23 protein-coding genes are annotated in these 22,575 nt (G+C 75.1%); 9 read left to right on the forward strand and 14 right to left on the reverse strand.

Annotated features, from left to right (window positions below; translation table 11 throughout):
- Nucleotides 1–48: 48 nt before the first annotated feature.
- From J116_RS11870 to J116_RS11880, 3 genes are all read right to left on the reverse strand, one after another.
- Nucleotides 49–582 (reverse strand): SigE family RNA polymerase sigma factor, encoded by a 534-nt coding sequence (locus tag J116_RS11870; protein ID WP_023587292.1) that lies wholly within the window; start codon nt 580–582, stop codon nt 49–51.
- 223 nt (nt 583–805) lie between these two features.
- The gene (locus J116_RS11875) at nt 806–1,195 is read right to left on the reverse strand and encodes a rodlin (RefSeq protein ID WP_023587293.1); all 390 of its coding nucleotides are present in this window, start codon (nt 1,193–1,195) and stop codon (nt 806–808) included.
- 152 nt (nt 1,196–1,347) lie between these two features.
- Nucleotides 1,348–1,737, reverse strand: coding sequence for a rodlin (locus J116_RS11880; RefSeq protein WP_023587294.1), 390 nt, complete (start codon nt 1,735–1,737; stop codon nt 1,348–1,350).
- Nucleotides 1,738–1,945: 208 nt separating this feature from the next.
- On the opposite strand from J116_RS11880, the gene J116_RS11885 reads away from it, so the two are divergent.
- From J116_RS11885 to J116_RS11900, 4 genes are all read left to right on the forward strand, one after another.
- Nucleotides 1,946–2,326, forward strand: coding sequence for a DUF6479 family protein (locus J116_RS11885; RefSeq protein WP_023587295.1), 381 nt, complete (start codon nt 1,946–1,948; stop codon nt 2,324–2,326).
- A gap of 382 nt (nt 2,327–2,708) precedes the next feature.
- Entirely contained in the window at nt 2,709–4,052 is a 1,344-nt protein-coding gene (locus J116_RS11890; protein WP_023587296.1) for a cytochrome P450, read from the forward strand.
- Nucleotides 4,053–4,151: 99 nt separating this feature from the next.
- Nucleotides 4,152–4,364, forward strand: coding sequence for a hypothetical protein (locus tag J116_RS11895; protein WP_023587297.1), 213 nt, complete (start codon nt 4,152–4,154; stop codon nt 4,362–4,364).
- A 224-nt stretch (nt 4,365–4,588) separates the two neighbouring features.
- Nucleotides 4,589–4,822 carry a chaplin gene (locus tag J116_RS11900; protein ID WP_028963956.1) on the forward strand — a complete coding sequence of 78 codons (234 nt, stop codon included), beginning with the start codon at nt 4,589–4,591 and terminating at the stop codon, nt 4,820–4,822.
- A 127-nt stretch (nt 4,823–4,949) separates the two neighbouring features.
- Here the strand turns inward: J116_RS11900 and J116_RS11905 are convergent, their stop codons facing one another.
- Both J116_RS11905 and J116_RS11910 read right to left on the reverse strand, forming a co-directional pair.
- Nucleotides 4,950–6,257, reverse strand: coding sequence for an NAD(P)-binding domain-containing protein (locus J116_RS11905; RefSeq protein WP_023587299.1), 1,308 nt, complete (start codon nt 6,255–6,257; stop codon nt 4,950–4,952).
- A 17-nt stretch (nt 6,258–6,274) separates the two neighbouring features.
- Nucleotides 6,275–7,705, reverse strand: coding sequence for a carboxylate--amine ligase (locus tag J116_RS11910; protein ID WP_023587300.1), 1,431 nt, complete (start codon nt 7,703–7,705; stop codon nt 6,275–6,277).
- A gap of 166 nt (nt 7,706–7,871) precedes the next feature.
- On the opposite strand from J116_RS11910, the gene J116_RS11915 reads away from it, so the two are divergent.
- Nucleotides 7,872–9,191 (forward strand): glycoside hydrolase family 26 protein, encoded by a 1,320-nt coding sequence (locus J116_RS11915; RefSeq protein ID WP_023587301.1) that lies wholly within the window; start codon nt 7,872–7,874, stop codon nt 9,189–9,191.
- Here J116_RS11915 and J116_RS11920 read toward each other — a convergent pair.
- From J116_RS11920 to J116_RS11960, 9 genes are read right to left on the reverse strand one after another with little or no spacing between them, the layout of a single operon-like run.
- Nucleotides 9,188–10,345, reverse strand: coding sequence for a GNAT family N-acetyltransferase (locus tag J116_RS11920; protein ID WP_023587302.1), 1,158 nt, complete (start codon nt 10,343–10,345; stop codon nt 9,188–9,190). The genes J116_RS11915 and J116_RS11920 overlap by 4 nt on opposite strands.
- Complete coding sequence (locus tag J116_RS11925; protein ID WP_023587303.1) at nt 10,342–11,217, reverse strand: YveK family protein; 876 nt, start codon at nt 11,215–11,217, stop codon at nt 10,342–10,344. Before J116_RS11925 ends, J116_RS11920 begins: the two co-directional genes overlap by 4 nt.
- Nucleotides 11,214–12,326: a glycosyltransferase gene (locus tag J116_RS11930; protein ID WP_023587304.1), complete on the reverse strand. Its 1,113-nt coding sequence runs from the start codon at nt 12,324–12,326 to the stop codon at nt 11,214–11,216. The genes J116_RS11925 and J116_RS11930 overlap by 4 nt, the downstream gene beginning before the upstream one ends.
- Nucleotides 12,323–13,069 (reverse strand): polysaccharide deacetylase family protein, encoded by a 747-nt coding sequence (locus J116_RS11935; protein ID WP_069818300.1) that lies wholly within the window; start codon nt 13,067–13,069, stop codon nt 12,323–12,325. Before J116_RS11935 ends, J116_RS11930 begins: the two co-directional genes overlap by 4 nt.
- Complete coding sequence (locus J116_RS11940) at nt 13,005–14,699, reverse strand: lipid II flippase MurJ (protein ID WP_079147888.1); 1,695 nt, start codon at nt 14,697–14,699, stop codon at nt 13,005–13,007. Before J116_RS11940 ends, J116_RS11935 begins: the two co-directional genes overlap by 65 nt.
- Nucleotides 14,696–16,099, reverse strand: a complete 1,404-nt coding sequence (locus J116_RS11945; protein WP_023587307.1) for an O-antigen ligase family protein — start codon at nt 16,097–16,099, stop codon at nt 14,696–14,698. Before J116_RS11945 ends, J116_RS11940 begins: the two co-directional genes overlap by 4 nt.
- Entirely contained in the window at nt 16,099–17,586 is a 1,488-nt protein-coding gene (locus J116_RS11950; protein WP_023587308.1) for an exopolysaccharide biosynthesis polyprenyl glycosylphosphotransferase, read from the reverse strand. Before J116_RS11950 ends, J116_RS11945 begins: the two co-directional genes overlap by 1 nt.
- Nucleotides 17,583–18,743 carry a glycosyltransferase gene (locus J116_RS11955; protein WP_023587309.1) on the reverse strand — a complete coding sequence of 387 codons (1,161 nt, stop codon included), beginning with the start codon at nt 18,741–18,743 and terminating at the stop codon, nt 17,583–17,585. The genes J116_RS11950 and J116_RS11955 overlap by 4 nt, the downstream gene beginning before the upstream one ends.
- A gap of 46 nt (nt 18,744–18,789) precedes the next feature.
- Nucleotides 18,790–19,890 carry a hypothetical protein gene (locus J116_RS11960; RefSeq protein ID WP_028963957.1) on the reverse strand — a complete coding sequence of 367 codons (1,101 nt, stop codon included), beginning with the start codon at nt 19,888–19,890 and terminating at the stop codon, nt 18,790–18,792.
- Nucleotides 19,891–20,181: 291 nt separating this feature from the next.
- Between J116_RS11960 and J116_RS11965 the strand changes: the two genes are divergently transcribed.
- From J116_RS11965 to J116_RS11980, 4 genes are all read left to right on the forward strand, one after another.
- Nucleotides 20,182–20,421, forward strand: a complete 240-nt coding sequence (locus J116_RS11965) for a chaplin (protein WP_023587311.1) — start codon at nt 20,182–20,184, stop codon at nt 20,419–20,421.
- A gap of 266 nt (nt 20,422–20,687) precedes the next feature.
- Nucleotides 20,688–20,957 (forward strand): hypothetical protein, encoded by a 270-nt coding sequence (locus tag J116_RS11970; RefSeq protein ID WP_023587312.1) that lies wholly within the window; start codon nt 20,688–20,690, stop codon nt 20,955–20,957.
- A gap of 369 nt (nt 20,958–21,326) precedes the next feature.
- Complete coding sequence (locus tag J116_RS29890) at nt 21,327–21,890, forward strand: hypothetical protein (RefSeq protein WP_023587313.1); 564 nt, start codon at nt 21,327–21,329, stop codon at nt 21,888–21,890.
- 323 nt (nt 21,891–22,213) lie between these two features.
- Nucleotides 22,214–22,522, forward strand: coding sequence for a chaplin (locus J116_RS11980; protein ID WP_023587314.1), 309 nt, complete (start codon nt 22,214–22,216; stop codon nt 22,520–22,522).
- Nucleotides 22,523–22,575 lie beyond the last annotated feature (53 nt).

The following is a 22,575-nucleotide window of genomic DNA, read 5'->3' on the forward strand; positions in this document are numbered from 1 at the left end:
CGATCACCAACTCCGGTCCATGGAATACGTGAGTGTGCGACGAACGGGTCAGCGGGCGGCGTACTCGGCGATGCCGCCGCCGAGCCGCTCCCGGAGCCGGGCCAGTGCCCGCACCGACCGGGTGCGTACGGCGGCGGAGCTCACCTGCATGGCCTGGGCGGTCTCCTCGATGCTGCGGTCCTCCCAGTAGCGCAGCACGATGACCGCCCGGTCCTTGGGCGGCAGCTCGGCGAGTGCGTCGAGCAGCGCGACCCGCAGCGCCGGGTCGTCCCCGGCCGTGCGGGCGTGCGCGCTGTCGGGCAGTTCGCCGAGCGGCCGTTCCCCGGCCGAGCGGCGCCGCCGGTGACTCAGGAAGGCACGGACGAGAACGGTCTGGGCGTACGCCGCCGGGTTGTCGATCCGTGCCGCGCGGCCGATCAGGCCGGTGCGTCCCCACAGGGCGTACATCCGGCCGAGCGTCTCCTGCACCAGGTCCTCGGCGAGGTGGGTGTCGCCGCTGGTGAGCAGGCAGGCCGAGCGGAACAGGTGCCCGGATCGTCCGGCGGCGAACTCCAGGAACTCGTCCGTACGGGACCGTCTCATGCCCTCCCCTTCGCACCGCTGTCGTCGTTCACCCCACTGACGCGGTGGGCGCCGGAGAATGTTTCACCCCGTACGGAATCGTTTCCGCGAACGCCCCGCACGCGCGCGTGGCTCCGAGGAAGCCGCACGTGTCCGACCCCGCACGGGTACGCGCGCGGGCGGGCCCCGCTTCCGTGGCTACGGATGCGGGGCCCGCCCGGACACTCACCGGTCACATGAGGCGTCAGCCGATGGCGGCGGCACCGTTCTCGGAGATGACGTTCTCCAGGATGTGCGACAGGGCGGCGTCGCCCTTGACCGCGGTGGAGTTCTCCACGCACTGCTGGTTCTGCGTGTCGTTCAGGATGTCCTGGACACCGATGTTGATCAGGCCCACGACGTTCTGGACGTCGGCCTGGATCGGCACGCCGAGGCACGGCTTGTTCAGCGTGCCCTGGATGAGGCCCATCTGCGGGCTCATGTGGCCGCCGGTCACGGTGTTGCCGTAGGCCTGCTTGGAGAAGTTGCCGTTCTGCGTCTCCACGTTGTGGTCGCCCACGGCGGCGGCCATCGGGGCACCCGCACCCAGGACGGCCGCGGCGATACCGGCGCCAGCCAGAACCTTCTTGATCATGGTTGATCCTTCTCGTCGAGAGACCCGGCGTCCGGGTCGTCCTGCCGCACCCCTGGTGGGCGCATGGTCGAAAGGTGGAGCAGTGGCCGCGGGGCCACGAGAGGCGCGGCCCGCGGGACGTTCCGCCCGCGCGGACCGGCCGCGGCACGTCGTCAGTCGACGGCGACGGCGCCGTTCTCGGAGAGGACGTTCTCCAGGATGTGCGACAGGGCGCTGTCGCCCTTGACCGCGGTGGAGTTCTCCGCGCACTGCTGGTTCTGCGTGTCGTTCAGGATGTCCTGGACACCGATGTTGAGCAGGCCCACGACGTTCTGGACGTCGGCCTGGACCGGCAGACCCAGGCACGGCTTGTTGAACGAGCCCTGGATGAGCCCGATCTGCGGGCTCATGTACCCGCCCGTGTACGTGTTGCCGTAGGACTGCGTGGCGAAGTTGCCGTTCTGCGTCTCCACGCCGTGGTCGCCGACGGCGGCGGCCATGGGCGCGCCGGCGCCGAGGACGGCCGCGGCGACGCCGGCCGTAGCCAGAGCCTTCTTGATCATTTAAGTGATCCTTCTCGTCGAGAGACCCGGTCTCGGGTCGCCCTGCCCAACAGTGCGGCGCTGTTTAGGTTGCGCCAGGTCACCCGAAGGGCTCAATCGACGAATAAAGGCCCAGAATTTGAATGATGATAGTACGAAGAAGGAGGCGGTTCCGGGGGGACCGGGCAGGCATGTGGATGGTTCGCCACCGGCGGGGTACTCATATTTCATGAACGCTCTCATCACGAACAGCGCGGAATTCGCCGCGAAAGATCACGTCGTCGGGATCGGCCCGCTGGTCGCCGGCATCCTCCTCGTCGGGTTCCTCATCGGCGCGTTCTGGCTGGGCCGTCGGATCTGGACCAAGGAGCCCGCTCCCCCGACCCCCGAGGAGCAGCCGCACCGTCCGCCGGACTCGGGGCTGCCCGGCGAGGTGGAGGGCTACCGCAGGCCCGCCGAGATGCCGAAGGGTGAGCGGCGGATGATGCCGTACGAGCTGAAGCACGAGAACACCGAGCCGGACACGTCCCCCGTGTCGGACGACGACCGCAAGTGGCGGGGCGCCCCGAGCGGCGGCTTCGGCAGCGGCGGCCCCACGACGGGCAACTGACCTCGCCCTGCGGGCCACGCCCTGAACCAGGCGCGCGGCCCTTGCAGGCCTGCCCCGCCCGGAACCGGCCCCCCTGCGGCCGAGCCCCGGCGCGGGGCACATCCCTGCGGGCCCGCGCAGCCCTGCGGCCCGCACCAGCCTGCGGGCCGAAGCCCCGCTGCCACGCTCGCGCCGCCCTGCGGCCGCCTCGCTGTGGGCATCCTCGGCTGTGGCGTCCGGTCCGCCGCGGGGTCCCGGTCGAAGTCCTGCCGCCCCGCAGGAGCCCGCCCACAACCGGGACGGGGTCAGCCAGCCGCAGGCGAGGCGCGCGGCGGACACGGCCAGGGGCCACGAGGGCCCAGTGTGGCGCATGGGTGGGGGGAAGGGGGGCACCCGAGGGGGCATGGTGATGATGGAAACGACGGGTCCCACGCGGGTCTCCGCCCGAGACGCGGCCCGCATCGCCGCCGTAGTCGTCGCACCCACCCTCGCCGCGGGCGTGATCCTCCGCCGTCGCGGCGGCATGGCACTCGCCGAGCGGTACGCGGTGGACCGCCGGGCCATCGGCCTGCTGGCCGAGCTGCGGCGCCGCTACGGCCCCGGCCCCCTGCGCGCGGACGTCGCGGGCCGCCACTTCGCGCTGGTGCTCCGCCCCGACGACGCCGTACGCGTCCTGGACGCCACCCCGGACCCGTACACCCCCGCCACGCGCGAGAAGCGGGCCTCGCTGGAGCAGTTCCAGCCGCACGGGGTGCTGGTCTCGCGGGGCCCCGAACGGGCCGCGCGGCGGGCCCTCAACGAGTCCGCCCTGGAGACCGGCAACCAGCTGCACAGCCTCGCGCCCCGGATGGTCCGCGTCGTGCGCGAGGAGTCCGGGCTGCTGCTGCGGGAGGTCGCCGCCGACGCGGGCGAACTCGGCTGGGACGACTTCACGGCGGCCTGGGACCGCACTGTGCGGCGGGTCACCCTCGGCGACGGCGCCCGCGACGACACGGCTCTCACGGCCATGCTGGGCCGCCTGCGCGCCGCCGCCAACTGGTCCGTCGCCGCCCCGCGCCGCACCGGCCTGCGGGAGCGCTTCGAGCAGCGGCTCGGCGCCCACGTCGAGCGAGCCGAGGCGGGCAGTCTCGCCGCCGCGCTGGGCGCCACCCCCGCCGGGCCCGGCCTGGACCCGGCCGGTCAGGTGCCGCACTGGCTGTTCGCGTTCGACGCTGCCGGCATCGCCGCGTTCCGCGCCCTGGCGCTGCTGGCCACCCACACGGCGCAGGACGCGCAGGTCCGCAACGAGATGGCCGTCACCGACCTGACCGAGCCACACCTGATGCCGTACACGCGCGCGTGCGTCCTGGAATCCGTACGGCTCTGGCCGACCACGCCGTTCCTGCTGCGCGAGGCGGTGCGGGACACCGACTGGGGCGGCGGCACGCTCCCGACGGGCACGGAGTTCCTGATCTACACGCCGCTGTTCCACCGGGACGACGCGCTGCCGTACGCCGACCGGTTCACGCCCGAGATCTGGCTCGACGGGACCGCGCAGGACACGGCCGGGCTGTTCCCGTTCAGCGCGGGCCCCGGTGCCTGTCCGGGCGAGGACCTGGTGCTGTTCCTGACCTCCACGCTGCTCGCCGCACTCGTGGAGCGGCACACCTACCTGCCGGACCGCCCCGGGCGGCTGCGTCCCGACCGGCCGCTGCCGCGCACCCTCGACCACTTCGGACTGCGGTTCGCGGTGCTCCCGAGCCGCTGACCTGGGCTGCTGCGGCGGGTTACGGGAGTTCCGGTACGAGCCGAGCCGCTGTGACATGATGCGATTGTCCCGACACGCGCTGTGAACGGAAGGGTTGTCATGACCTCAGGCACCGGAAAGTGGGAGCGCGTGCCTCCCGCTCGCCCCGGCCACGGGGGCGCCGCGGCCCCCGCCCGCTACGGGGGCGCGGACGCGGCACCGCTGTTCGCGGCGCTGGCCCGCGAGTGGCGCTCCAAGGGCCGCGTGGTCCCCGGAGCACGGGACCACGAGTGGGAACTCCTCATGGGCCGCCCGGCGTGGCCGGGGCGCTGACCGCCCGTCACCGCTCCACGCGCGCGTGAGGCACTTGCCCTTCCGCTCCTAGTCCCTTGGGAGAAAAGCCGGTTGGCGTTCGAGTGAATCCCGGTCGGGCTCTGTTTCGCAGGTGTCCTTTCGGTGCCCTATTCGTTGTGGTTGTTTGCGGCGGCAGCCGGGTCTGCGGGCCCGTGGGTCACGAAATCCGTGGCATGTCTCCGCTGCGGAAAGGGAGCCGATAAATGAAGTGCAAGAAGGCCGTTGTGGCCGTTGCCGGTATGTTCCTCGCCGTGGGTGCCGCCGCTCCGGCGGTCGCCGACGCGAGCGCCAACGGTGCGGCGGTGGGTTCCCCGGGCGTGCTGTCCGGCAATGTCGTCCAGGTGCCGATCCACATCCCGGTCAACATCTGTGGCAACACCATCAACATCATCGGGCTGCTGAACCCGACGTTCGGCAACGTCTGCATCAACGACTGACGCAGCGGCACCACACGGCGGGAAGCCGGCCCCGGAGGAGTCTCCCGGGGCCGGCTTTTCCCTGTCTCGGTACAGCGGTACAGCGGTACAGCGGTTCGGCGGCCGGATGCCGAGGCGCCGGTGCGACTCAGCCCCGCGCGCGTACCCCGGCGGGGCGGCCACCGACCGTGTCCGCGGGCCAAGTCCGGGCGCCCGGCAGCGCCACCGGGCGCCGCGCGGCACCGAGCCGCCGCTCCACGCCCCGTACGAGCCGCTCCGCGGTGTGGGCGGCGCCGTACACGAAACGCATCGCGGGGCCGTACGAGGGGGCCGTCAGGAGCCCCGCGAGGAACAGTCCGGGGTGCGACGACTCGAAGTGGCCGCTCACCTCGGGGGCGCCGCTCGCGCCGACCGTGCGCAGCGCGGCGCGCACGTCCTCCGGCAGCACGTCCACGCGGTCGAGGCGCGGGGCGAAACCGGTCGCCGCGATGACGTGGTCGGTCACCACCTCCGTCGTCGGCGCCCCCTGACCGCTGGTGTCGGCGAGGGTGAGCCGTACGCGGTCCCCGCGCGGCCCGCCGGGTGCGGCCGCCACGACGGCCTTGCCGAGCCGTACGTCCGGCACGGCGTCGAAGCGGGGCCGCAGCCACCAGGCGCCGGCCGGGCCCAGGGCGGTGTCGAAGAGGCGCTCGCGGGTCGTGTCGGGCAGGCGCCGGAAGATGCCCGGCGTGCGCGCGTACAGCATGTTCCTCCAGCCGCAGCCGAGCCCGGTGTGCGGGGCGAGCGCGGTCTCCCAGGGGCCCCGTCGCAGGGCCGGCGGGACGGTGTTCCACACGAGTTGGCCGGAGCGGGCCACCACGCGCGCGTGGGCGCCGAACTCGGTGAGGAGCGCAGCCGTCTCCAGGGCGGCCTGGCCCGCGCCCAGGACGGTCACGTCCCTGCCCGCGAAGGCCGTCAGGTCGGCGTGGTCGCTGCTGTGGGTCGCCAGGTGCGGCATCAGCGGGCGCAGTACGGCCGGTACGTCGGTGAACGGCATGACGCCCAGCGCGAGCGCCACCGTGCGGGCACCGGTCACCTCGCCGTCCTCGGTGGTGACGGCGAAGCCGCCGTCGGGCCGGGGCCGGACGGCGGTGACGGTACGGGGATCGACGGCGGGCACGGCGTGCCGGGCGAACCACTCGCCGTACGCGGTGAAGAACCCGACCGGCAGCGGAACGCCGTGCTCGGCGCGCACCCCGCGCGTGGCGGCGTACGCGGTGAGGCGGTACGCGCCGGACGGGTCGGAGAGGTCGGACGCCCACGGCTCGGACTTCAGGAGCATGCCGGGCGGCATGTCGCGCCAGGAGCTCATCAGCCGTCCGTGGACGCGCACCTGGAGGCCGCGCGCCGCCGCGTGGGCGGCCACCGACAGTCCGTACGGGCCGGAGCCCACGATCAGCAGATCGTCGTCGTGCATCGATCGCACCGCTTTCGTCATCGTCGGGGGGAGGGGGTGGGGGGATTCACAGGACTGGCGAGGCCGGTGGGACTGTTGGGCCTTGTGGGACTGACAGGGGTCGAGGAGGCCGGGGGGTCGGCGGGGTCCGCCGGGGCGGTGCAGTGCCCGGCGGCGTGGGTGTCCGGGCGCGAGTCCGCCCTACGGACCGTCGGCTGGGCCGGGATCGGGGCGCGGGTGTCCGCCTCCGCACGCCAGGCGCGGCGGGGTGCCGCCCAGGCACGGCGGGCGAGATGGGCCGCCCAGGCGCGTGCCATGGCGAAGGCGGGCGCCGGGTCGTCCGCGGCGTACCAGGCCGTCTCCAGGCCGCCTGACGGGCCGTACGGGCGCACGCGGCGCCGGGGCGAGGCCAGGAGCGACAGGGCGGCGTAGTTCTCCACGGCGAAGCGCCGCCCGTACGAGCGGACGAGGTCCGGCACCGGGCGCCCTGTCAGGTCCAGGTGCAGCGCGCGGACCACGTCGAGGCCCCACGGGTCGGCGAACAGCCGGAACTGGGCGCCGGGCCGGGGGTTGAAGTCCAGCAGGTGGTACGTGCCGGTGTCCGGGTCGCGGCGGAAGTCCAGGTCGGCGACGCCCCGGTAGCCGAGCGCGGTGATCAGGTCGCGGGCGAGGCGTTCGACGGCCGGGTTGGGCGCCCACGTCCCGACGGCGGTCAGTCCGGCGCCGTCCGGCCAGGAGCGGACCTTCCGGCCGGTCGCGGCGACCCCGCACGCCCCGGCGCTGTCGCAGTACGCGTGGAAGAACCAGTCGCCGTCCCTGCTGGCGGGCAGGTACCGCTGGAGCAGCAGCGGACTGCCGGCCTGCACCACGCGCGCGTAGAGGTCCCGTACCTGGCGGGTGGAGCGGGCGAGGACGGTGCTGCGCAGTCCGGCGCCCGGTGTCAGCAGCCAGGGGCGGGACCACTTGGCGACGACGGGGAGCCCCAGGGCGGCGGCCATGGCGGCGGCCTCGTCGGCGTCGGCGGGGACGAGGGTGCGCGGGTGCGGGACGCCGAGGCGGTGGCAGGTCGCGGCGAGCGCCGCCTTGTCGGCGACGCGGGCGGCGAGCCCCGGCGGCTGGTCCGGCAGCAGGAACCGGCGGGCCGGGCCGTCCGGTTCGCGACGGAGCTCGTCGAGCGCGACGGCGGTCGCGTCGTCCAGGGGCAGCAGCACGGCGGGATCACCGGCGAGCGTGTCGGCGACCCGGGCGAGGGCGTGGCGGACAGCGGCGAGGCCGTCGCCGGGCGGCCGCGCGTGGCACCGCCGTACGTACCGGGAGCGGGCCACGGGTTCCGCCGGGTCCCCGGCCACGAGGTGGACGGGGACGCCCGCGCGGCCGAGCGAGCGGGCGGCGCCGAGCGTGCCGTGGTGGAACGGGTTCCGGTCGAGCCGCACCAGAACGGCGGCGACGCGGGTGTCAAAAAGCGGCACGGCATGTCCTCGTCTCGATGCCCCGATTGGGCGATGAAATGCACTGATGGGCTAGGGAAAAGCCGGGAGGAGTTCTCGGCGGGCTCTCAAGGAATACGTTCTGTCCAAGTGGTTCGACGACGGCTGAACTGCCCGGCAGGACTCGGCGGGCGACGGAGGAGCGGCGATGGCGATGCGGAGCGGAAAGCGGACGAAGGCCTGGCTCGGGGTGTGCACGGCCGGTCTGCTGATCTCGGGTTCCGTGCTGTCGGCGCAGGCCGCGCGGGCGTCGGAATTCCGGTCGGGTCCCGATCCGGTGGCGACCGGTGAGACGGCACTCGGCGCCTACCTGCACTACGGCCCGGACGGAATCCGGCGCATGGAGGAACTCCGGTCGTGGCTCGGCGGCACCGATCTGCGGGTCGGCCACACCTACCTGCCGGGCGACCGCTGGTCGAACATCGCCGGGCAGGTCGGTTTCCTGGAGGACTGGGCGCGGTGGCGGCAGGCCCGCGCGGACCGGATGTTCGTCCTGAACGTGCCGATGCTGGAACTCAACGAGAGCCGGCTGCCGGACTTCCTGGTCAGGCGGATGCTGCGGGCGGGCGCCGACGGGCGGTTCGACCAGCACTTCCGGGCGCTCGCGGAGCGGCTGGTGGGTCTGGGCGTGCCGGACACGGTCATCGTCCTCGGCTGGGAGATGAACGGGTCGACGTACAGCCACCGGTGCGGGCCCGACCCGGAGGCGTGGAAAAAGTACTGGAACCGCATCGTCACCACCATGCGTGAGGTGCCCGGCCAGGATTTCCGGTTCGACTTCGCGCCCAATCGGGGCCGGGACGCCATTCCGTGGACCGAGTGCTATCCGGGTGACGACGTCGTGGACATCGTGGGAATGGATTCCTACGACCAGCCGCCGGGCCGGACATTCGACGAGCAGGCGAACGAACCGTACGGGCTGCGCGACCATGTGGAATTCGCCGCCGCCCACGGAAAGCCTATCTCCTATCCGGAGTGGGGCCTGTTCCGAAACGGCGACAATCCCGAGTACATGCGGCGGATGCTCGAATGGGTGAAGGAGCACAAACCGCTGTACCACTCGATCAGCGACTACTGCCCGCACGGGGTGTGGCAGTGCTCGGACAATCCGAGGTCGTCGGAGGTGTTCCGGTCGGCGCTGTTCGGCCTGGTCCCGCCGCCTCCGCAGGCTCCGGTCCCGGGCGGTACGCCGACACCGGGGGAGCCCGGCACGCCGACGGAGCACCCGCAGCCGGGCGGGGGCCCCGGTACGCCTCCGCAGCCGACGCCCCCGCCCGCCGACCCGCCCGCCGTCGGCGAGCCGCCCACCGCAGGGCAGCCGCCCACCGCAGGGCAGCCGCCCACCGCAGGGCAGCCATCCGCCGCCGCGGAACCACCCGTTCCCGGTGAGCCTCCCGTGCCCGGTGAGCGGCCCGCCGTCGGGGAGCCGCCGCAGGGAGCCGATCCGGTGCCGCCGCCCGCCGGTTAGGGCGTTCCGCGCCGCAGCCGCCGCGCCCACGGCCGGTCGCGGAGCCGGTCCGCCGCCCACCGCCGCCCGCCCGCGTACGCCGCCAGCAGCCACAGCACGGGCGCCGTGCGGCGGCTCGCCAGCAGCAGCCGCTGGTTACGGGCAACGTGCGGGCGCCAGTGGTGCTTGTACGGCTCGTCGCCGCGCAGCAGGCTCAGCGTCCCGCAGCCCGCCTCCTCGGCGAGCCGCGCGCCGTTGCGCAGCAGCAGCGCCGCCATGTCGACCTTCAGCGACCGCAGCAGCGGGTCGGCGCCGTACAGGTAGCCGCCGGACAGCCGGGGCGACAGCAGCGTCAGGTCCACCGCCACCGCCTCGTCGCCGATCAGGAACTCCGTCACGCGCGCGTGCCCGCTGTCCGCCATCGCCCGCACCGCTCTGCCGAGGTGCTCGGTGAACCGCTCGGTGAGGTGTTCCGCCGTCACGCCGCGCCCGGCCCACTGGCGGCGGTGCAGTTCGAGCAGGCGGCGCAGCGCGCGGGGCACCTCCTCGGCGGGCACCTGCCGTGCCCCGATGCCCTCCCGTTCGATCCTGCGGAGCTTCGCCCTGGCCCGCTGGGCGCGCGCGGACGGCAGCCGCCTGACGAGCTCCTCGACGGGCACGGACGGCAGTTCCAGGCACAGCGAATCCGGCAGGCGCGTGCGCGGCCCGGTCCAGAAGGCGAGCAGCCGCTCGGCGGCGGCGCCGGGCCGGACCTCCCGCAGGTCGAGCACCGCCCCCCGCGCGAGGCGGGCCAGCGCGTCCGCCAGGGCGGGGACCGCCTCGGGGCAGCCGTCGTCGGCGAGCACGTCGCCGTAGTCGGTGAGGGCGCCGCCCAGGAGCTCCAGGGTGGGCACGCGCGCGTGGGTGCGCCACAGCGGGGCGGCGGCGACGAGCCGTCCGTCGTCGGACCGGCGTACGAGGACCACCCGCAGCCGGCCGGGGCTGCCGTACGAGAGCCACCAGGAGTGCAGCCAGGCGTGGGTCTGGAACGGGGTGACGGTGGAGCATCGCCCGTACATGTCCGCCCATTCGGCGGCGAGTCCCGCGAAGCTCCGCTCGTCGCGGCAGACGGTGGCGGTGAGGCCGGTGGACCCCAGCCCACCGGCCGCCGGGGCGCGGGTGCCGAGCGCGCTCATACGGCCCCCGCCTGCGAGGTGTCGCCGACAGCGGGCCCCGGCACGGCGGCGCCCCGCCCACCGGCGGGAACGCCGCCCTCAGCCGAACCCCCCGCCGCTGTGCCCTCCCTCGAAGCACCCGAAGCACCGGAAGCACCACCGGCACTCGAAGGCCCACCGGCACTCGAAGCACCACCAGCACCTGACGCACCACCAGCACCATCAGCACCACCGGAGCCGGCCGACGCGCCCGCACCGCCCGACAGACCCGCACCGCCGGAAGCCCCCGCCGCTGTGCCCCGCTTCGGGCGGACCAGCAGCGAGAGCCCGCCCAGCAGACCGCCCCCCGCGGCGCCGACGAGCGCCGCCAACGGGGCCGACGGCGAGGCGGGGCTCGTCGGGGTCGTCGCGCGCGAGAACTGCACGACCTTCACATGGGTGCTGTCCTCCGCGTGCGCGCCCTTCTGCACCAGTGCCCGCGCCACCCCGTCCGCCATCGCGGCGGCAGTCGCGGGGCGCCCGGAGCGGGCCGTGATGGCGATCATCGGCGCGTCGGGGGACGTCGCGGCGGCCACGTCCGCCTTGATCGTCGCGGGCGGCACGCGGGCCCACACGGCGGCGTCCCCGGCGAGGGCGACGTCCGTGGCGACCCGCCCGTACGCCTGCGCCAGGCCCATCGCCCCGGCCGGATCGGACCCCTCCTCGGGGACGACCACGACGTAGCTGGTGGCGGCGTACTCGGCCGGGCTCAGCAGCCCGTACGCGCCGCCGACGAGGGCTCCGGCCACTGCCGCGGCCGGCACGGTCCAGGCGCGGCCCGGGCGCTTCGCCCGGGCGACCCGGCGGGCGAGCCCGGCGGTCAGGGGCCGTAGGGGGAGGGTTCGCGGGGTCATCGGTCACTCGCTTCTCGGTAGAGGGTCCGGTAGAGGGTCGTCAGCTGCCGCGCGCTGCGCGCGATGTCGTAGCGGTACGCCGCCGGGGGCACCGGCCGCGTGTCGTGGCCCGCCGCGTGGGCGGCGCGGGTCTCGCGTACCGCCGCCGCCACGTCCGCGACGGTGCCGCCGATCCGCCGGGCGGCGGGCGCCTCCTGCGGCGACAGGTCGTCCAGGGCCGGGCAGGCCACATAGCGGACGGGCAGCCCGGCCGCGAGCGCCTCGACGACGGCGAGCCCGAACGCCTCGTCGGCGGAAGGCGACACGAACACGTCCATCGCGGACAGCAGCGCGGGCAGGTCGCGGGTCACGGCGCCCGCCCAGACGACGCGGCCGTCCACGCCGTTCGCCGCGGCCAGGCGCCGCAGCCGGTGCTGTTCGGGGCCATCGCCGACCAGGAGGAGCCGCACGTCGGGCGGCAGCTCGGCGAGGGCGCCGACCAGCGTGTCGAACCGTTTGCCGGGGACCAGCCGGCCGACGCCGCCGACCACGTACGCGTCGGTGGGGATGCCGAGCCGTCGGCGCGCGGTGCGGCGGGCGTGCGGGTCGTGGGCGAGGCCCGCCGCGTCGATGCCGTTGGGGACGACGCTGACGCGGTGCGGCCGTACGCCCCAGTCGGTGAGGCGGTGGGCGACCGTGTCGGAGACGGCGACGGTGGCGCTGCCGAGGCGTTCCGTGGCCAGGTACAGGGCGCGGGCCCCGGAGCTGAGGGGGCGGCCTTCGATCTGGGCGGCACCCAGGGAGTGTTCGGTCGCGACGACGTGCCGGACCCCGGCGAGGCGGGCGGCGATCCTGCCGTACACGCAGGCGCGGTACAGGTGCGTGTGGACGATGTCGTACCGGCCGCGGCGGATGAGCCGGGCCAGGCGGGGCAGCGCCGTCAGGTCGCGGTTGCCGCGCATGCCGAGGTGGGCGACGGGGACGCCGTCGGCGCGCAGGGCGTCGGCGACGGGGCCGGGGTTGGTGAGGGTGACGACGGCGCTGCGGACCGGCAGATGGCGCAGGAGGAGCCGCAGCTGCTGTTCGGCTCCGCCGATGCCGAGGCCGGTGATGACGTGCAGGACCCTCATGACGCGTACGCCTCCGCTGCGGGCAGGTCGGCGGGGGCACGGCGGCGCAGCGCGTGCAGATGCCGCTTGGCGCGCAGCCGCAGGCCCGTGTCGCGCTGCCCGACGTGGACGCGCGGCAGGGCGTGGACGCCGCTCAGCGGGCCGGGGTCGATGGCGCAGGCGTACGCGTACCCGGCGTGCCGCACGGCGGCGACCACGCGCGCGTCGATGTGCCCGTACGGGTAGCAGAACCCGGCGGGCGGTTCTCCGGTCAGGGTGTGCAGCAGCTCGCGGCTGCCGCGCAGTTCGTCGTGGAGGACCGCGTCGTCGGCGGGCGGCAGGGAGACGTGCCGCAGGCCGTGCGAGGCGACCTCCATCCCGGCGTCGGCGCAGCGGCGGAGCCCTTCGGCGGTCAGCAGCGGCTTGCGGGGGCCCAGCGGGTCCCAGACGTTGTCGCCGCCGAGCCGTCCGGGGAGGGCGAAGACGGTGGCGGTGCAGCCGTGGCGGCGCAGCAGCGGGACGGCGTGGTGGAGGAAGTCGGCGTACCCGTCGTCGAAGGTCAGCCCGACGAGCCCGGTGGCGTCGCCGCGCGCGTGGGCGGCGAGGAGTTCGCGTACGGCGACGCCGCGCAGCCCTCGCGCGCGCAGCCAGCGCAGTTGGGTGTCGAGCCGGTCGGGGGTGACGGTGACGCGGTACGGGTCATCCCTGTCGGTGTCGATGGAGTGGTACATCGCGATCCACGGGGGCGGGGTGCGTCGGAGCATGGCGGGGCCTTCGCGGGAGGGGGAGGCGGCGCGGGAGGGCGGTGCGCAGCGCCACGCGCGTGAGGTGGGGCACGAGGGGTGCCCGCAGCGCGTGCGCGGCGAGGACGAACACGGTGAGGACGGCCGCTGCGGCGAGGGCGGCGCCCAGCAGCGGATGGGCGGTCCAGGAGGCGCACAGCCGCCCGGCGGCGGTCGCGGCGGCGGCAGCGGCGGCGAGCCGGACGAGGCCGCCCGCGACGGTGCGGGCGGAGAGCGGCACTTGCTGATGGCCGGTTCCGGCGAGCAGCAGGATGGCCGTGAGGGTGATTCCGGCGGCGTTGGCGAGGGCGATCCCGGCGGAGCCCCAGCGATCGACCCACAGCGCGCCCAGCACGGCGTTCGCGGCGACGCCGACGCCCATGGCGGCCGCGGGGAACCACAGCGGGCGGGAGGCGGAGAAGTAGCACCGGCCGAGCGCGCTGACCAGGGCGTGTCCGAGGAGGCCCAGGGCGTACACGCGCATGACGGAGGCGGTGGCGGCGGTGTCGGCGCCGTCGAACGCGCCTCGCTGGAAGAGGAGTCCGACGATCTGCGGGGCGGCGGCGATGACGGTGGCCGCGCCGACGAGGACGACGACTCCTGCGAGCAGCAGGTCCCGTTCCGCGCGGCGGCGTGCGGCGTCCCGGTCGCCCGCCGCGATGGCCCGTGCGATGACGGGGAAGCTGACGGTGCACAGCATCAGCGACAGCACCATCGGCAGCTGGGCGACCTTCTGGGCGTAGTTGAGGTGCGAGATGGCACCGGCGGGCAGCGGCGCGGCGAGGAACCGCTCGACGAGGACCTGCGACTGGCGGCCGACGGCGAAGACGATGACGGGCGCCACGAGCGCGAGGACGACCCCCGTGGCCGCCGCCCCGCTCCCACCCGCTGTGCGCGTGGCGCGCCGCCGCAGCCGCCGTACCAGCGAGGGGACCTGGACGAGCGCCATCAGCGCCCCGCCCGCCGCGACCCCGGCGGCCGCCGCCCGGACGCCCCAGGCGGGGCCGAGCAGGACGACCGCGGTGATGATGCCGGTGTTGTACGCGACGTAGATCGCGGCCGGGGCGAGGTACCGGCCGTGTGCCCGCAGCGCGGCGCTGAAGTACCCGGCGAGCGCGAAGGACAGGACGCAGGTGGCGGTGAGCCGCGTGCAGTCCACGGCGAGCCGCTGCTGCGGCAGGCCCGGCGCGAGCAGCGGTACGAGGAGGGGCGCGGCGACCGCGACGAGCGCGGCCGCTGCGGCGGTGACGGCGGCCGTGCGGGGCAGCGTGGACCGTACGAGGCCCAGCACCGGGTCGGGCCCGGCGGCGGCCTCGGCGCGGAGGGCGAGGGCGCGGCTGAAGGCGGGGACGAGGACCAGCGCCATGGCGTCCTCGATGAGCAGCGTGGACGCGAACTCGGGCACGGTCCAGGCGACGAGGAACGCGTCGGTGTCGGGCCCGGCGCCGAAGGTGTGGGCCAGCAGCTGGTCCCGCAGGAGCCCCAGGAGGGCACCCGCCGCGGTGAGGGCGGCGGTGAGCAGCGCCGCGCGCGCGAGGAACCGGTTGGACGGCGCCCACGCGGGACCGCCGGGCCGCGTGTCCTCCGCCGGTGCGGCGGTGCCCCGGCTCACGCCCGGTTCTCCGGCGTCCCGGCCGGGGTGCCGCGGCCCGCGAGCGCCCACCACGCCGCGACGCCCAGCACGACGGCGGTCAGGACCGTGGAGGGGCCGCCGATGTCGGCGTACAGGAAGTCGACCAGCTGCCAGCCCAGCAGCCCCACGGCGACCAGTGCGCAGTCGAGACGGCGGCCCGTCCGGCGGGCGGCGCCGAGGCGGCGGCAGCCGCGCAGCAGCAACGCCAGCCAGCCGCCCGCGATGGCCGCGAGGCCCAGCAGGCCCTGTTCGGCGAGGATCAGCAGGTACATGTTGTGCGGCGACAGCAGCGGCTGCCGCTGGAACGCCACACCCGCCCCCGCCGTGTCGCTGCCGGACGACAGGGCGAGCGACGCGTGGCTGTCCCGGTGCGCGGGGAAGCCCTTCAGGCCGACGCCGGTGACCGGCCGGTCGCGCCACATCCCCGCGGCGGCGGCCCACATCGTGTACCGGTCGGTGACGGACCGGTCGGGCGCCGCGGTGATCTGCGTGATGCTGGCGACCCGCTCCTGGACCATGGCGGAGCCCACGCCGAGGCCGCCGACGAGGACGACGCCCAGCGCCCCCGCCGCGAGGGCCGCCTTGATGGCGCGCAGCGGGCCGGTCGCCGCCAGCTGCGCCGCGCAGGCGAGCACGGTGGCGATCCACGCGCCCCTGCTGAACGACAGCACCAGCGGCACGGTCAGCAGCGCCGCGCAGACGAACGCGGCGGCTTTGGCGCGGCTACGGGCGGGCGCGCCGAGTGCGAGGCCGACGGCGGCGACGATCCCGTACGCGACGACGGTCGCCATGCCCATCACGTCCGTCGGGCCGAACGTGCCGACCGCGCGGATGTCCTCGCCCTGGTACGAGGCGCCCGTCCCCGTGGCGTACTGGACGACGCCGACGCCGCCCTGGACGAGGGCGAGGCCGATGAGCGCCCAGGCGACGACGGCGAGGTCCCGCCGGTCCCGCAGGGTCAGCACGACGGCGGCCGGGACCAGCACGAACACCTGGAGGTGGCGGACGAGGCCGGGCAGGGCGGCGGCCGGGTCCTGGGCGGTGACGGTGGCGGCGCACAGCCCGAGGACGGGCAGGCCGAGGATGACCGCCGCGGCGCGCGAGAGGGGCCGTACGCGCGCGCGGGCGGCGCGCAGGAGGCACCACAGGACCAGCAGCCCGGAGGCCGCGTCCGCGACGGTGCCGCCACCGGCACCGAGGGCGCCGCGCGGCGGCACGGCGAGGAGCGCCACGACGGCGAGCAGCGGTACGAGGTGCGCCCGCCGGGTCAAGGCGACGGCCCAGGACGCGGGCAGGCCGAGCCCGTAGGCGACCCGTGCGGCGGATGCGGCGGATACGGCCGGGGCGGCGGGTGCGGCGGGAAGGGCGGGTGTGGCCATCAGCTGCCCGCCGGGCGGATCAGCGTGGCAGCGGTGCGCAGCAGGATGCGCACGTCCTGCCAGAGGGACCAGTGGTCGATGTAGTGGTTGTCGAAGCGGCAGCGGTCCTCGATGGAGGTGTCCCCGCGCAGCCCGTGCACCTGCGCGAGGCCGGTCAGCCCGGCCGGCATGCGGTGGCGGGCGGCGTAGTCGGCGTGCAGGAGGCTGAACCGCTCGACGAAGTACGGCCGTTCCGGGCGCGGCCCGACGAGGCTCATGTCGCCGCGCAGCACGTTCCACAGCTGCGGCAGCTCGTCCAGCGAGGTGCGGCGCAGGAACGACCCCACAGCGCCGAGCCGTTCGTCGTGGGCCACGCTCCAGCGGGTCGCGGCCTCCCGTTCGTCCTCGGGGCGCAGCGTGCGGAACTTCAGGAGGGTGAACAACCGCCCGTTCTCCCCGACGCGCTCCTGCCGGAACAGGACACCGGGCCCGTCCGAGAGGCGTACGGCGGCGGCGCACAGCAGCAGCACGGGCGCGGCGGCCAGCAGCAGCAGCCCGGCGCCGACGATGTCGAGGGCGCGCTTGGAAAGCCGCCCCGCACGCGCTTCGGGCGGCTCCAGGAGGCGGAACTCGTGCCCCCACAGGTGCCGCCCCATCGGCGCGGAACCGGCCTCCCCGCGCGCGGGGGCGCCGACGAGCCACATCGCGCAGCCGTGCCGGCGCAGCAGGGCCGCGTGGTCGGGGCGGGGCGCGCCGTCCTCCCCGGCTACGAGCAGCGCGTCGCGGACGCCGTTCTGGATGACGGCGCGCTGGACGTCCTCCGGGGAGGTGAGCACCGGCAGCGCGGGCCCGGACGGCACCGCCCCTGCGGGCTGCGGGATGTCCCGCTCGGCCGGTGTGACGAGCCCGACCGGGCGGACGCCGCACTCGGGGTGCTGGTGCAGCAGCGCGGCGAGGCGCTGAGCGGCTGGTGCTGTCCCGATGACCAGCGCGGCGCGCGGCTGGTCGCGGGCGACGCGGCGGCGCCTGCGGTGGACGGCGCCCCTGAAGGCCAGGGCGGACGCGAGGTGAAGGGCGTACGCGGCGGCCAGCGCGCCCGGTCCGAGGGCCAGGTCCGGCGACCGCGCGGCGAGCAGCGCGGCGGCGGCGCACCACAGGACCGCGAGGCGCGCGGCGATGGCGGGCACTTCGTCCAGGAGGGTGGGATACGCCCCCGCGCGTACGGCGCCGAGGGCGGCGGGCCGGTACAGCCCCGCGCGCGCGTGGAGGGCGACGGCGGCGACGGTGAGCTGGAGCAGCAGTTCCGCGGACCGCTGCCCGGCGGTGAGGGCGGCAGCGGCGGGCAGCACGGCGGCGCAGTCGGCGGCGACCAGCGCGGCGGCGAACGGGGCGCGGGCGGCGGTGGGGGGCCGCTGTGCGGCGGTCCGTGCGGCGCTGCCCCGCTGCGGGGCGAGAGCGGCCGGGCGGGTCGTGTGGGGTCCGGACGTGCTGGTGCTTTCCGTGGTCACTGGGCGATCGGCTCTCTGAGCGGGCGGTGGCGCGGGGCGGTGGCCACCTCGCGGTACACGTCGGCGATGGCGGCGCCCGCGCGGCGTACGTCGAAGCGGGCGTGGACGTGCTGGTGCGCCTGGCGGCCCAGGGTCTGCCGGAGGATGGGCCGCCGCAGGAGCCGTACGAGCGCCGCTGCCAGCGCGTCGGCGTCGCCCGGCGGTACGAGGCAGTGCGCGGCGTGTCCGGGCGGCAGGCTCTCGCGGGCGCCGTCCACGTCGGTGAGGAGGACCGGCCTGCCGCACGCCATGGCCTCCAGCGGGGCGAGCGCCATGCCCTCCCAGCGGGAGGGCAGGACGGCGAGGTCGGCGGCCCGGTACCAGGGCAGCGGGTCTGCGACGGCCCCGGCGAGAACGACGGACGGGTGGGCGGCGGCGCGCAGTTCGGCGGCGTCCGGGCCGTCGCCGACGAGGACGAGCCGGGCGTGCGGCACGCGCGCGTGGACGGTCTCCCAGGCGCGCAGCAGCAGGTCCTGCCCCTTCTGGCGGCAGAGCCGGCCCACGCACACGACGACGGGCGCGGCGGCGGGCGTCCCGGTGAGCAGCAGGGCGCGGGCGGCGTCCCGTTCGCCGCCGTCCGGGTACGGGCCGAACCGGCCGGTGTCCACGCCGTTGTGGACGACCGTCCAGGAGGCGCACACCCCGGCCTGTTCACCGCGGCGGCGTTCGGCCTCGCTGACGCAGATGACGCGGTCGGTCCAGCGGGCGGCCCACCGCTCCCAGCGGCGGGCCAGGACGGCGGTGGGACCCTCCACGGCCTCGAACGACCAGGCGTGCGGCTGGTAGACGGTCGGGACGGCGCCGCGTACGGCCAGGCGGGCGGCGAGCCCCGCCTTGGCGCTGTGCGCGTGGACGAGGTGGGGCCGTACGAGCGCGACCAGTTCGGCGACGGCGCGGCTCTCCGCGAGGACGTCACGCCCCGGTTCGCGGCGGGCCGCCCACGGGTGCACCTCGGCCCCGCCCGCGCGGGCCGCGGCGGCGAGCGGCGTGCCGGGCGGGCAGGCGACGGCGACGCGCATGCCCTGCGCCACATGGGCGCCGACCACATCGGTGACCACCCTGGCCACCCCGCCGTCCCCCGGCTGGACGACGTGCAGTGCGGTGAGGGGAGGACGCACGCGTGCCCCTTTCTGACGAAGCGGTGGCGGGGTGGTCGGGTGCCGGTCAGCCGCGGGCGTCGGCCTCCAGGAACAGCGCGCCGAGCCACAGGTAGTCGCGTGCCGCGCCGAGGCGTACGGCGGTGTCGCTCGCGCCGTGCAGCAGTGCCGGGGAGAGGTCGATCACGTCGGAGTCGTATCCGAGGGTGTTGCTGTGGGCCGGTTCACGGCGGGTCCGCTCCTTGCCGTACTCCGTGATGGTGGAGTCGAACGCGTCGCCGCTGGTCGTGGCTTCGGTGAGCGGCACGCTGCGGCGCGGGTGCGGTTCGAAGGCGATGGAATCGCCGGTGATGCCGCGGTCGCCGTCGTACGTGACCAGTCCCAGCCGCCCGGAGCCGCCGACGGGGACGCGCGTCCGGCCGAGCGGGACGCGGAACGAGCGGCGCCCCTCGGCAAGCGTCTCGAAGCCGTCCCAGAGTGCGAGGTGGCGCAGCGGTGCGCCCTTGTTCGCGTACGCCACGACGAGCGTCCAGCCGCCCCACGCGCCGACGGTGGTGCGGCCCATGGCGACGTTGATCTGGGCGACGGTGTACATCCCGGGCCCGCTGCTCGCGACGAGTTTGGTGACGTCGGCGGTGGCCTGGAACGCGTCGGCGCCGTTGGCGGTGCGGTGGCCGATGACGGAGTCGGCGAGCACCTCCTTGTAGGCGCCGCCGGGTTCGGCGATCAGGACGCGGCCGTTGTCCTTCGGCGGCTTCTGCTCGCCGACGCGGAGGTTGCCGCCCCAGTACAGCCGGGCGTAGGTGACGCGGGCGTCCTTGGGGAGGGGGAGTTCGGCGCGGCTGGAGTTGAACGTGTTCGGGTCGTCGTCCACGTCCGTGTAGAACATGTCGTACTGGTGGTTGGCCGCCGCGCCCCGCCCCCCGCGCGCGGAGGCGCACGGCACCGCCGCGCGGAGGTTCGCCGCGGTCCGGCGGCAGGTGACGGCCGAGTTGGCGGCCCGGACCAGTCCGCCGTGCTGGACGGCGTGGTAGCGCTGGGTGAACGGGATGCGCGGTCGCTCCTTCACCCCGGGGGCGGCGGAGGCGGGAAGCGCGGCTGAGACGGCGACGCAGGAGAGGACGCAGATCAGCCCGCGCCGCACGGCTGGAACCACTGGAATCCGCATAGGGGTTCTCCGCATTGAGGAGTGAGGAAACGGCTCCCACCGGGATGTACCGGCACAACAGGTCGCACGTTATAACCAGATAGGTAGAATTCGAAGCATTACGGACATTCGTGGCGCTCGTGCGCGTAGGGGCGAGCCGCCCGCACCACCGGCCACCACACCGGGCGTTGGCAGCACGACGTCACGCGGTTCACCCGTTCGGTGGCGCAACCCGCGAGGGCCTCACGCGTTCTTGATGCAGTCGGCCCCACCGGCCGCAACGCCCCACCTGACACCTAGGAGTGCTCCACCATGTCCCGTATCGCGAAGGCTGCCGTCCTGACCACCGCCGTAGCCGCGTCCGTGGCGGGCGCCGCCGGCGTCGCGAACGCCGACGCCAGCGCAAACGGCGCTGCCGTGGGCTCCCCGGGCGTCCTCTCCGGCAACGTCGTCCAGGTCCCGGTCCACATCCCGATCAACCTGTGCGGCAACACGGTCGACATCATCGGCCTGCTGAACCCGACCTTCGGCAACGTCTGCATCAACGACTGACACCGCTTCGCCGGTCGTCCCCCACGCGACGGCGCCGCCCCGGGCCTCCCCCCGGGTGCGGCGCCGTCGTTCTGCGTACCGGTCGGACGATCGGACCGTCCCACCCCGTTCGGGTGCCGTGCCGGGAATTACGGCGGTACGGGGTTTCCCGCGCGCGTGGAATTCGTTAAGAGGGCAGACACGCGTCGCCACGGCCGGGCGCAGAAGCGGCCCCCTGTTGGCGTGTGTGGTTCCGCACGATGCCCTTTCCAGGAAGGACTCCCCCGATGAAGCCCACGAAGGTTGCCGCGGTCGTCGCCGGCTCTGTGATGGCGATGGGCGTGGCGGCACCGGCCTTCGCCGCCGACACCCTCACCCCCTCCAGCCTCAACGGAGCGGTGGACACGCTGGGCAAGCGGGGTCTGCCCGAGGCGGTCCCGGCCGACCGGGTCGGCGAGATCACCGACAACAAGCTGGTCGGCAAGGTCGCGAAGACCGGGCTCGGCGCCACGCAGAAGGCCAGGCCGCTGCTGGGCGGGCTGCCGCTCGGCGGCTGAGCGCATACACGCGCGCGTGGGGGCGGGGCGGGACCGGTGCAGGTCCCGCCCCGCCCTTCACGCTGCCGCGCGCCCCGCGCGGACCCGCCTCCTCCAAGCGCCCGGCTCGTACATGCGCGACTCGTACGCGCCCGGCTCGTACGCGCCAGGTGCGGACCCGCCCGCACCTTGTGCGTACGGCCCACGCGACACGCCCCAGGGTCACGACTCGACTCACGGCCTGCGGCGACGACCGCGCGGACCCGCTGCCCGCTCGTCCCGGCGATCGGGTGAGTTCAGCGTCGTCCACCCTGCGCCGCTCGTTCACCGGGACAGCGACGGCGCTGTCCGTCACCCCCAGTCCACATGCCCGGGAAGGCGTACCCAGACATGAACGTGAAGTCTCCGGCCAGTACGGCGATCCTGGCCGCGTGCCTCGCTTCGGCGGCGGCCACGGCCCTGGCGGCCCCCGCCACGGCCTCGCAGGTGCCCGCAGGCGCCCCGGAGCCCACCGCGGCCTCCGAGGTGGGCCTGGAGGTCCCTCTGAGCCCTCTGGGCCGCGTCCTCCCCATGGAGCCGCCCACGGTGAGCGCGGGGGTACCGGCTCCGGTGCCCGGCATGCCGCAGGACGCGGGCCGCGTCGGCGAGGGCGGCCTGCCCGAGCTGCTGGTGCCCCGTACGCCGGTCGCCGCCGTCCTCCCCTCGACCAACGTCACCGCGCCGCTGCCCGGCCTCCTCGGCGGGCGCCCGCTCGGCACGGCGATGCTCACCTCGCCCCGCTCCACCGTGGAGTCCAGCACGCCGGGCGCCACGCTCGGTGAACCCCTCGGCCTGCCGCGGACCGGCGCGCCCGCCGCCCTGCCCGACCTTCGCGCCCCGCAGGCGGCCCTCCTCGGCCCGACCGTGTCCGGCGTCGTCACGCCCGGTCTCGCCCTGCTGCCGCCCACCTCCTGAGCCCGGCTCGCGCAGGGGGTGAAGGGGTGGTGAAGAAAGCATTCCTCCCGCCACCCGCACGGTAAGCGCTCGTTACACCCGACGGCTTGTCGCATGGTCACCGCCCGCGGTGCCCCGTCAGACGCCGACGCACCCAGCGTCGTCGCCTCGCGGGGCCCGCGGGTTCTCCGCGCCGCCCCACACGCGCGGGCCGACGGCCCGGAGGCATTGGGCTCTTGGGGTGAGGGGCGCGTCCCGCCCGTTACCGACCGTGAGAATCGGCGTTGTAGCCGGGTGACGACCGCTGGTCCGCGGTCAAGTTTCCACGTACAAGGAGATCCTCAATGTCTCGCATCGCGAAGGCTGCCGTCGTCATCGCCGGCACGAGCGCTGTCGTCCTGAGCGGGGCCGGCCTGGCCGTCGCCGACGCGGGGGCCGACGCCGTCGCCGCCAACTCCCCCGGTGTCGCCTCGGGCAACATCCTCCAGATCCCGGTCCACATCCCGGTCAACATCTGCGGCAACACCATCAACGTCGTCGGCCTGCTGAACCCGGCCTTCGGCAACACCTGCGCCAACATCAGCAAGGACCACAAGGACCACAAGGGTCACGAGGGCCACAAGAACAACGGCGAGCACGGCTACGGCAGCTGACTCCGCCCCGTCCCACGCGGTGGCCCCCCGGTCGGAAGACCGGGGGGCCACCG

This window comes from Streptomyces thermolilacinus SPC6 (assembly GCF_000478605.2).
GTDB lineage: Bacteria > Actinomycetota > Actinomycetes > Streptomycetales > Streptomycetaceae > Streptomyces > Streptomyces thermolilacinus.

What these genes read in the sequence shown, in the direction of transcription:
- J116_RS11965 (WP_023587311.1), top strand. Translation starts at nt 20,182, where the DNA reads ATGTCCCGTATCGCGAAGGCTGCCGTCCTGACCACCGCCGTAGCCGCG.
- J116_RS11875 (WP_023587293.1), bottom strand. Translation starts at nt 1,195, where the DNA reads ATGATCAAGAAGGTTCTGGCTGGCGCCGGTATCGCCGCGGCCGTCCTG.
- J116_RS11920 (WP_023587302.1), bottom strand. Translation starts at nt 10,345, where the DNA reads ATGAGCGCGCTCGGCACCCGCGCCCCGGCGGCCGGTGGGCTGGGGTCC.
- J116_RS11905 (WP_023587299.1), bottom strand. Translation starts at nt 6,257, where the DNA reads ATGCACGACGACGATCTGCTGATCGTGGGCTCCGGCCCGTACGGACTG.
- J116_RS11925 (WP_023587303.1), bottom strand. Translation starts at nt 11,217, where the DNA reads ATGACCCCGCGAACCCTCCCCCTACGGCCCCTGACCGCCGGGCTCGCC.
- J116_RS11960 (WP_028963957.1), bottom strand. Translation starts at nt 19,890, where the DNA reads ATGCGGATTCCAGTGGTTCCAGCCGTGCGGCGCGGGCTGATCTGCGTC.
- J116_RS11870 (WP_023587292.1), bottom strand. Translation starts at nt 582, where the DNA reads ATGAGACGGTCCCGTACGGACGAGTTCCTGGAGTTCGCCGCCGGACGA.
- J116_RS11895 (WP_023587297.1), top strand. Translation starts at nt 4,152, where the DNA reads ATGACCTCAGGCACCGGAAAGTGGGAGCGCGTGCCTCCCGCTCGCCCC.
- J116_RS11980 (WP_023587314.1), top strand. Translation starts at nt 22,214, where the DNA reads ATGTCTCGCATCGCGAAGGCTGCCGTCGTCATCGCCGGCACGAGCGCT.
- J116_RS11930 (WP_023587304.1), bottom strand. Translation starts at nt 12,326, where the DNA reads ATGAGGGTCCTGCACGTCATCACCGGCCTCGGCATCGGCGGAGCCGAA.
- J116_RS11915 (WP_023587301.1), top strand. Translation starts at nt 7,872, where the DNA reads ATGGCGATGCGGAGCGGAAAGCGGACGAAGGCCTGGCTCGGGGTGTGC.
- J116_RS11970 (WP_023587312.1), top strand. Translation starts at nt 20,688, where the DNA reads ATGAAGCCCACGAAGGTTGCCGCGGTCGTCGCCGGCTCTGTGATGGCG.
- J116_RS29890 (WP_023587313.1), top strand. Translation starts at nt 21,327, where the DNA reads ATGAACGTGAAGTCTCCGGCCAGTACGGCGATCCTGGCCGCGTGCCTC.
- J116_RS11900 (WP_028963956.1), top strand. Translation starts at nt 4,589, where the DNA reads ATGAAGTGCAAGAAGGCCGTTGTGGCCGTTGCCGGTATGTTCCTCGCC.
- J116_RS11935 (WP_069818300.1), bottom strand. Translation starts at nt 13,069, where the DNA reads ATGCTCCGACGCACCCCGCCCCCGTGGATCGCGATGTACCACTCCATC.
- J116_RS11890 (WP_023587296.1), top strand. Translation starts at nt 2,709, where the DNA reads ATGGTGATGATGGAAACGACGGGTCCCACGCGGGTCTCCGCCCGAGAC.
- J116_RS11880 (WP_023587294.1), bottom strand. Translation starts at nt 1,737, where the DNA reads ATGATCAAGAAGGCTCTGGCTACGGCCGGCGTCGCCGCGGCCGTCCTC.
- J116_RS11945 (WP_023587307.1), bottom strand. Translation starts at nt 16,099, where the DNA reads ATGGCCACACCCGCCCTTCCCGCCGCACCCGCCGCCCCGGCCGTATCC.
- J116_RS11885 (WP_023587295.1), top strand. Translation starts at nt 1,946, where the DNA reads ATGAACGCTCTCATCACGAACAGCGCGGAATTCGCCGCGAAAGATCAC.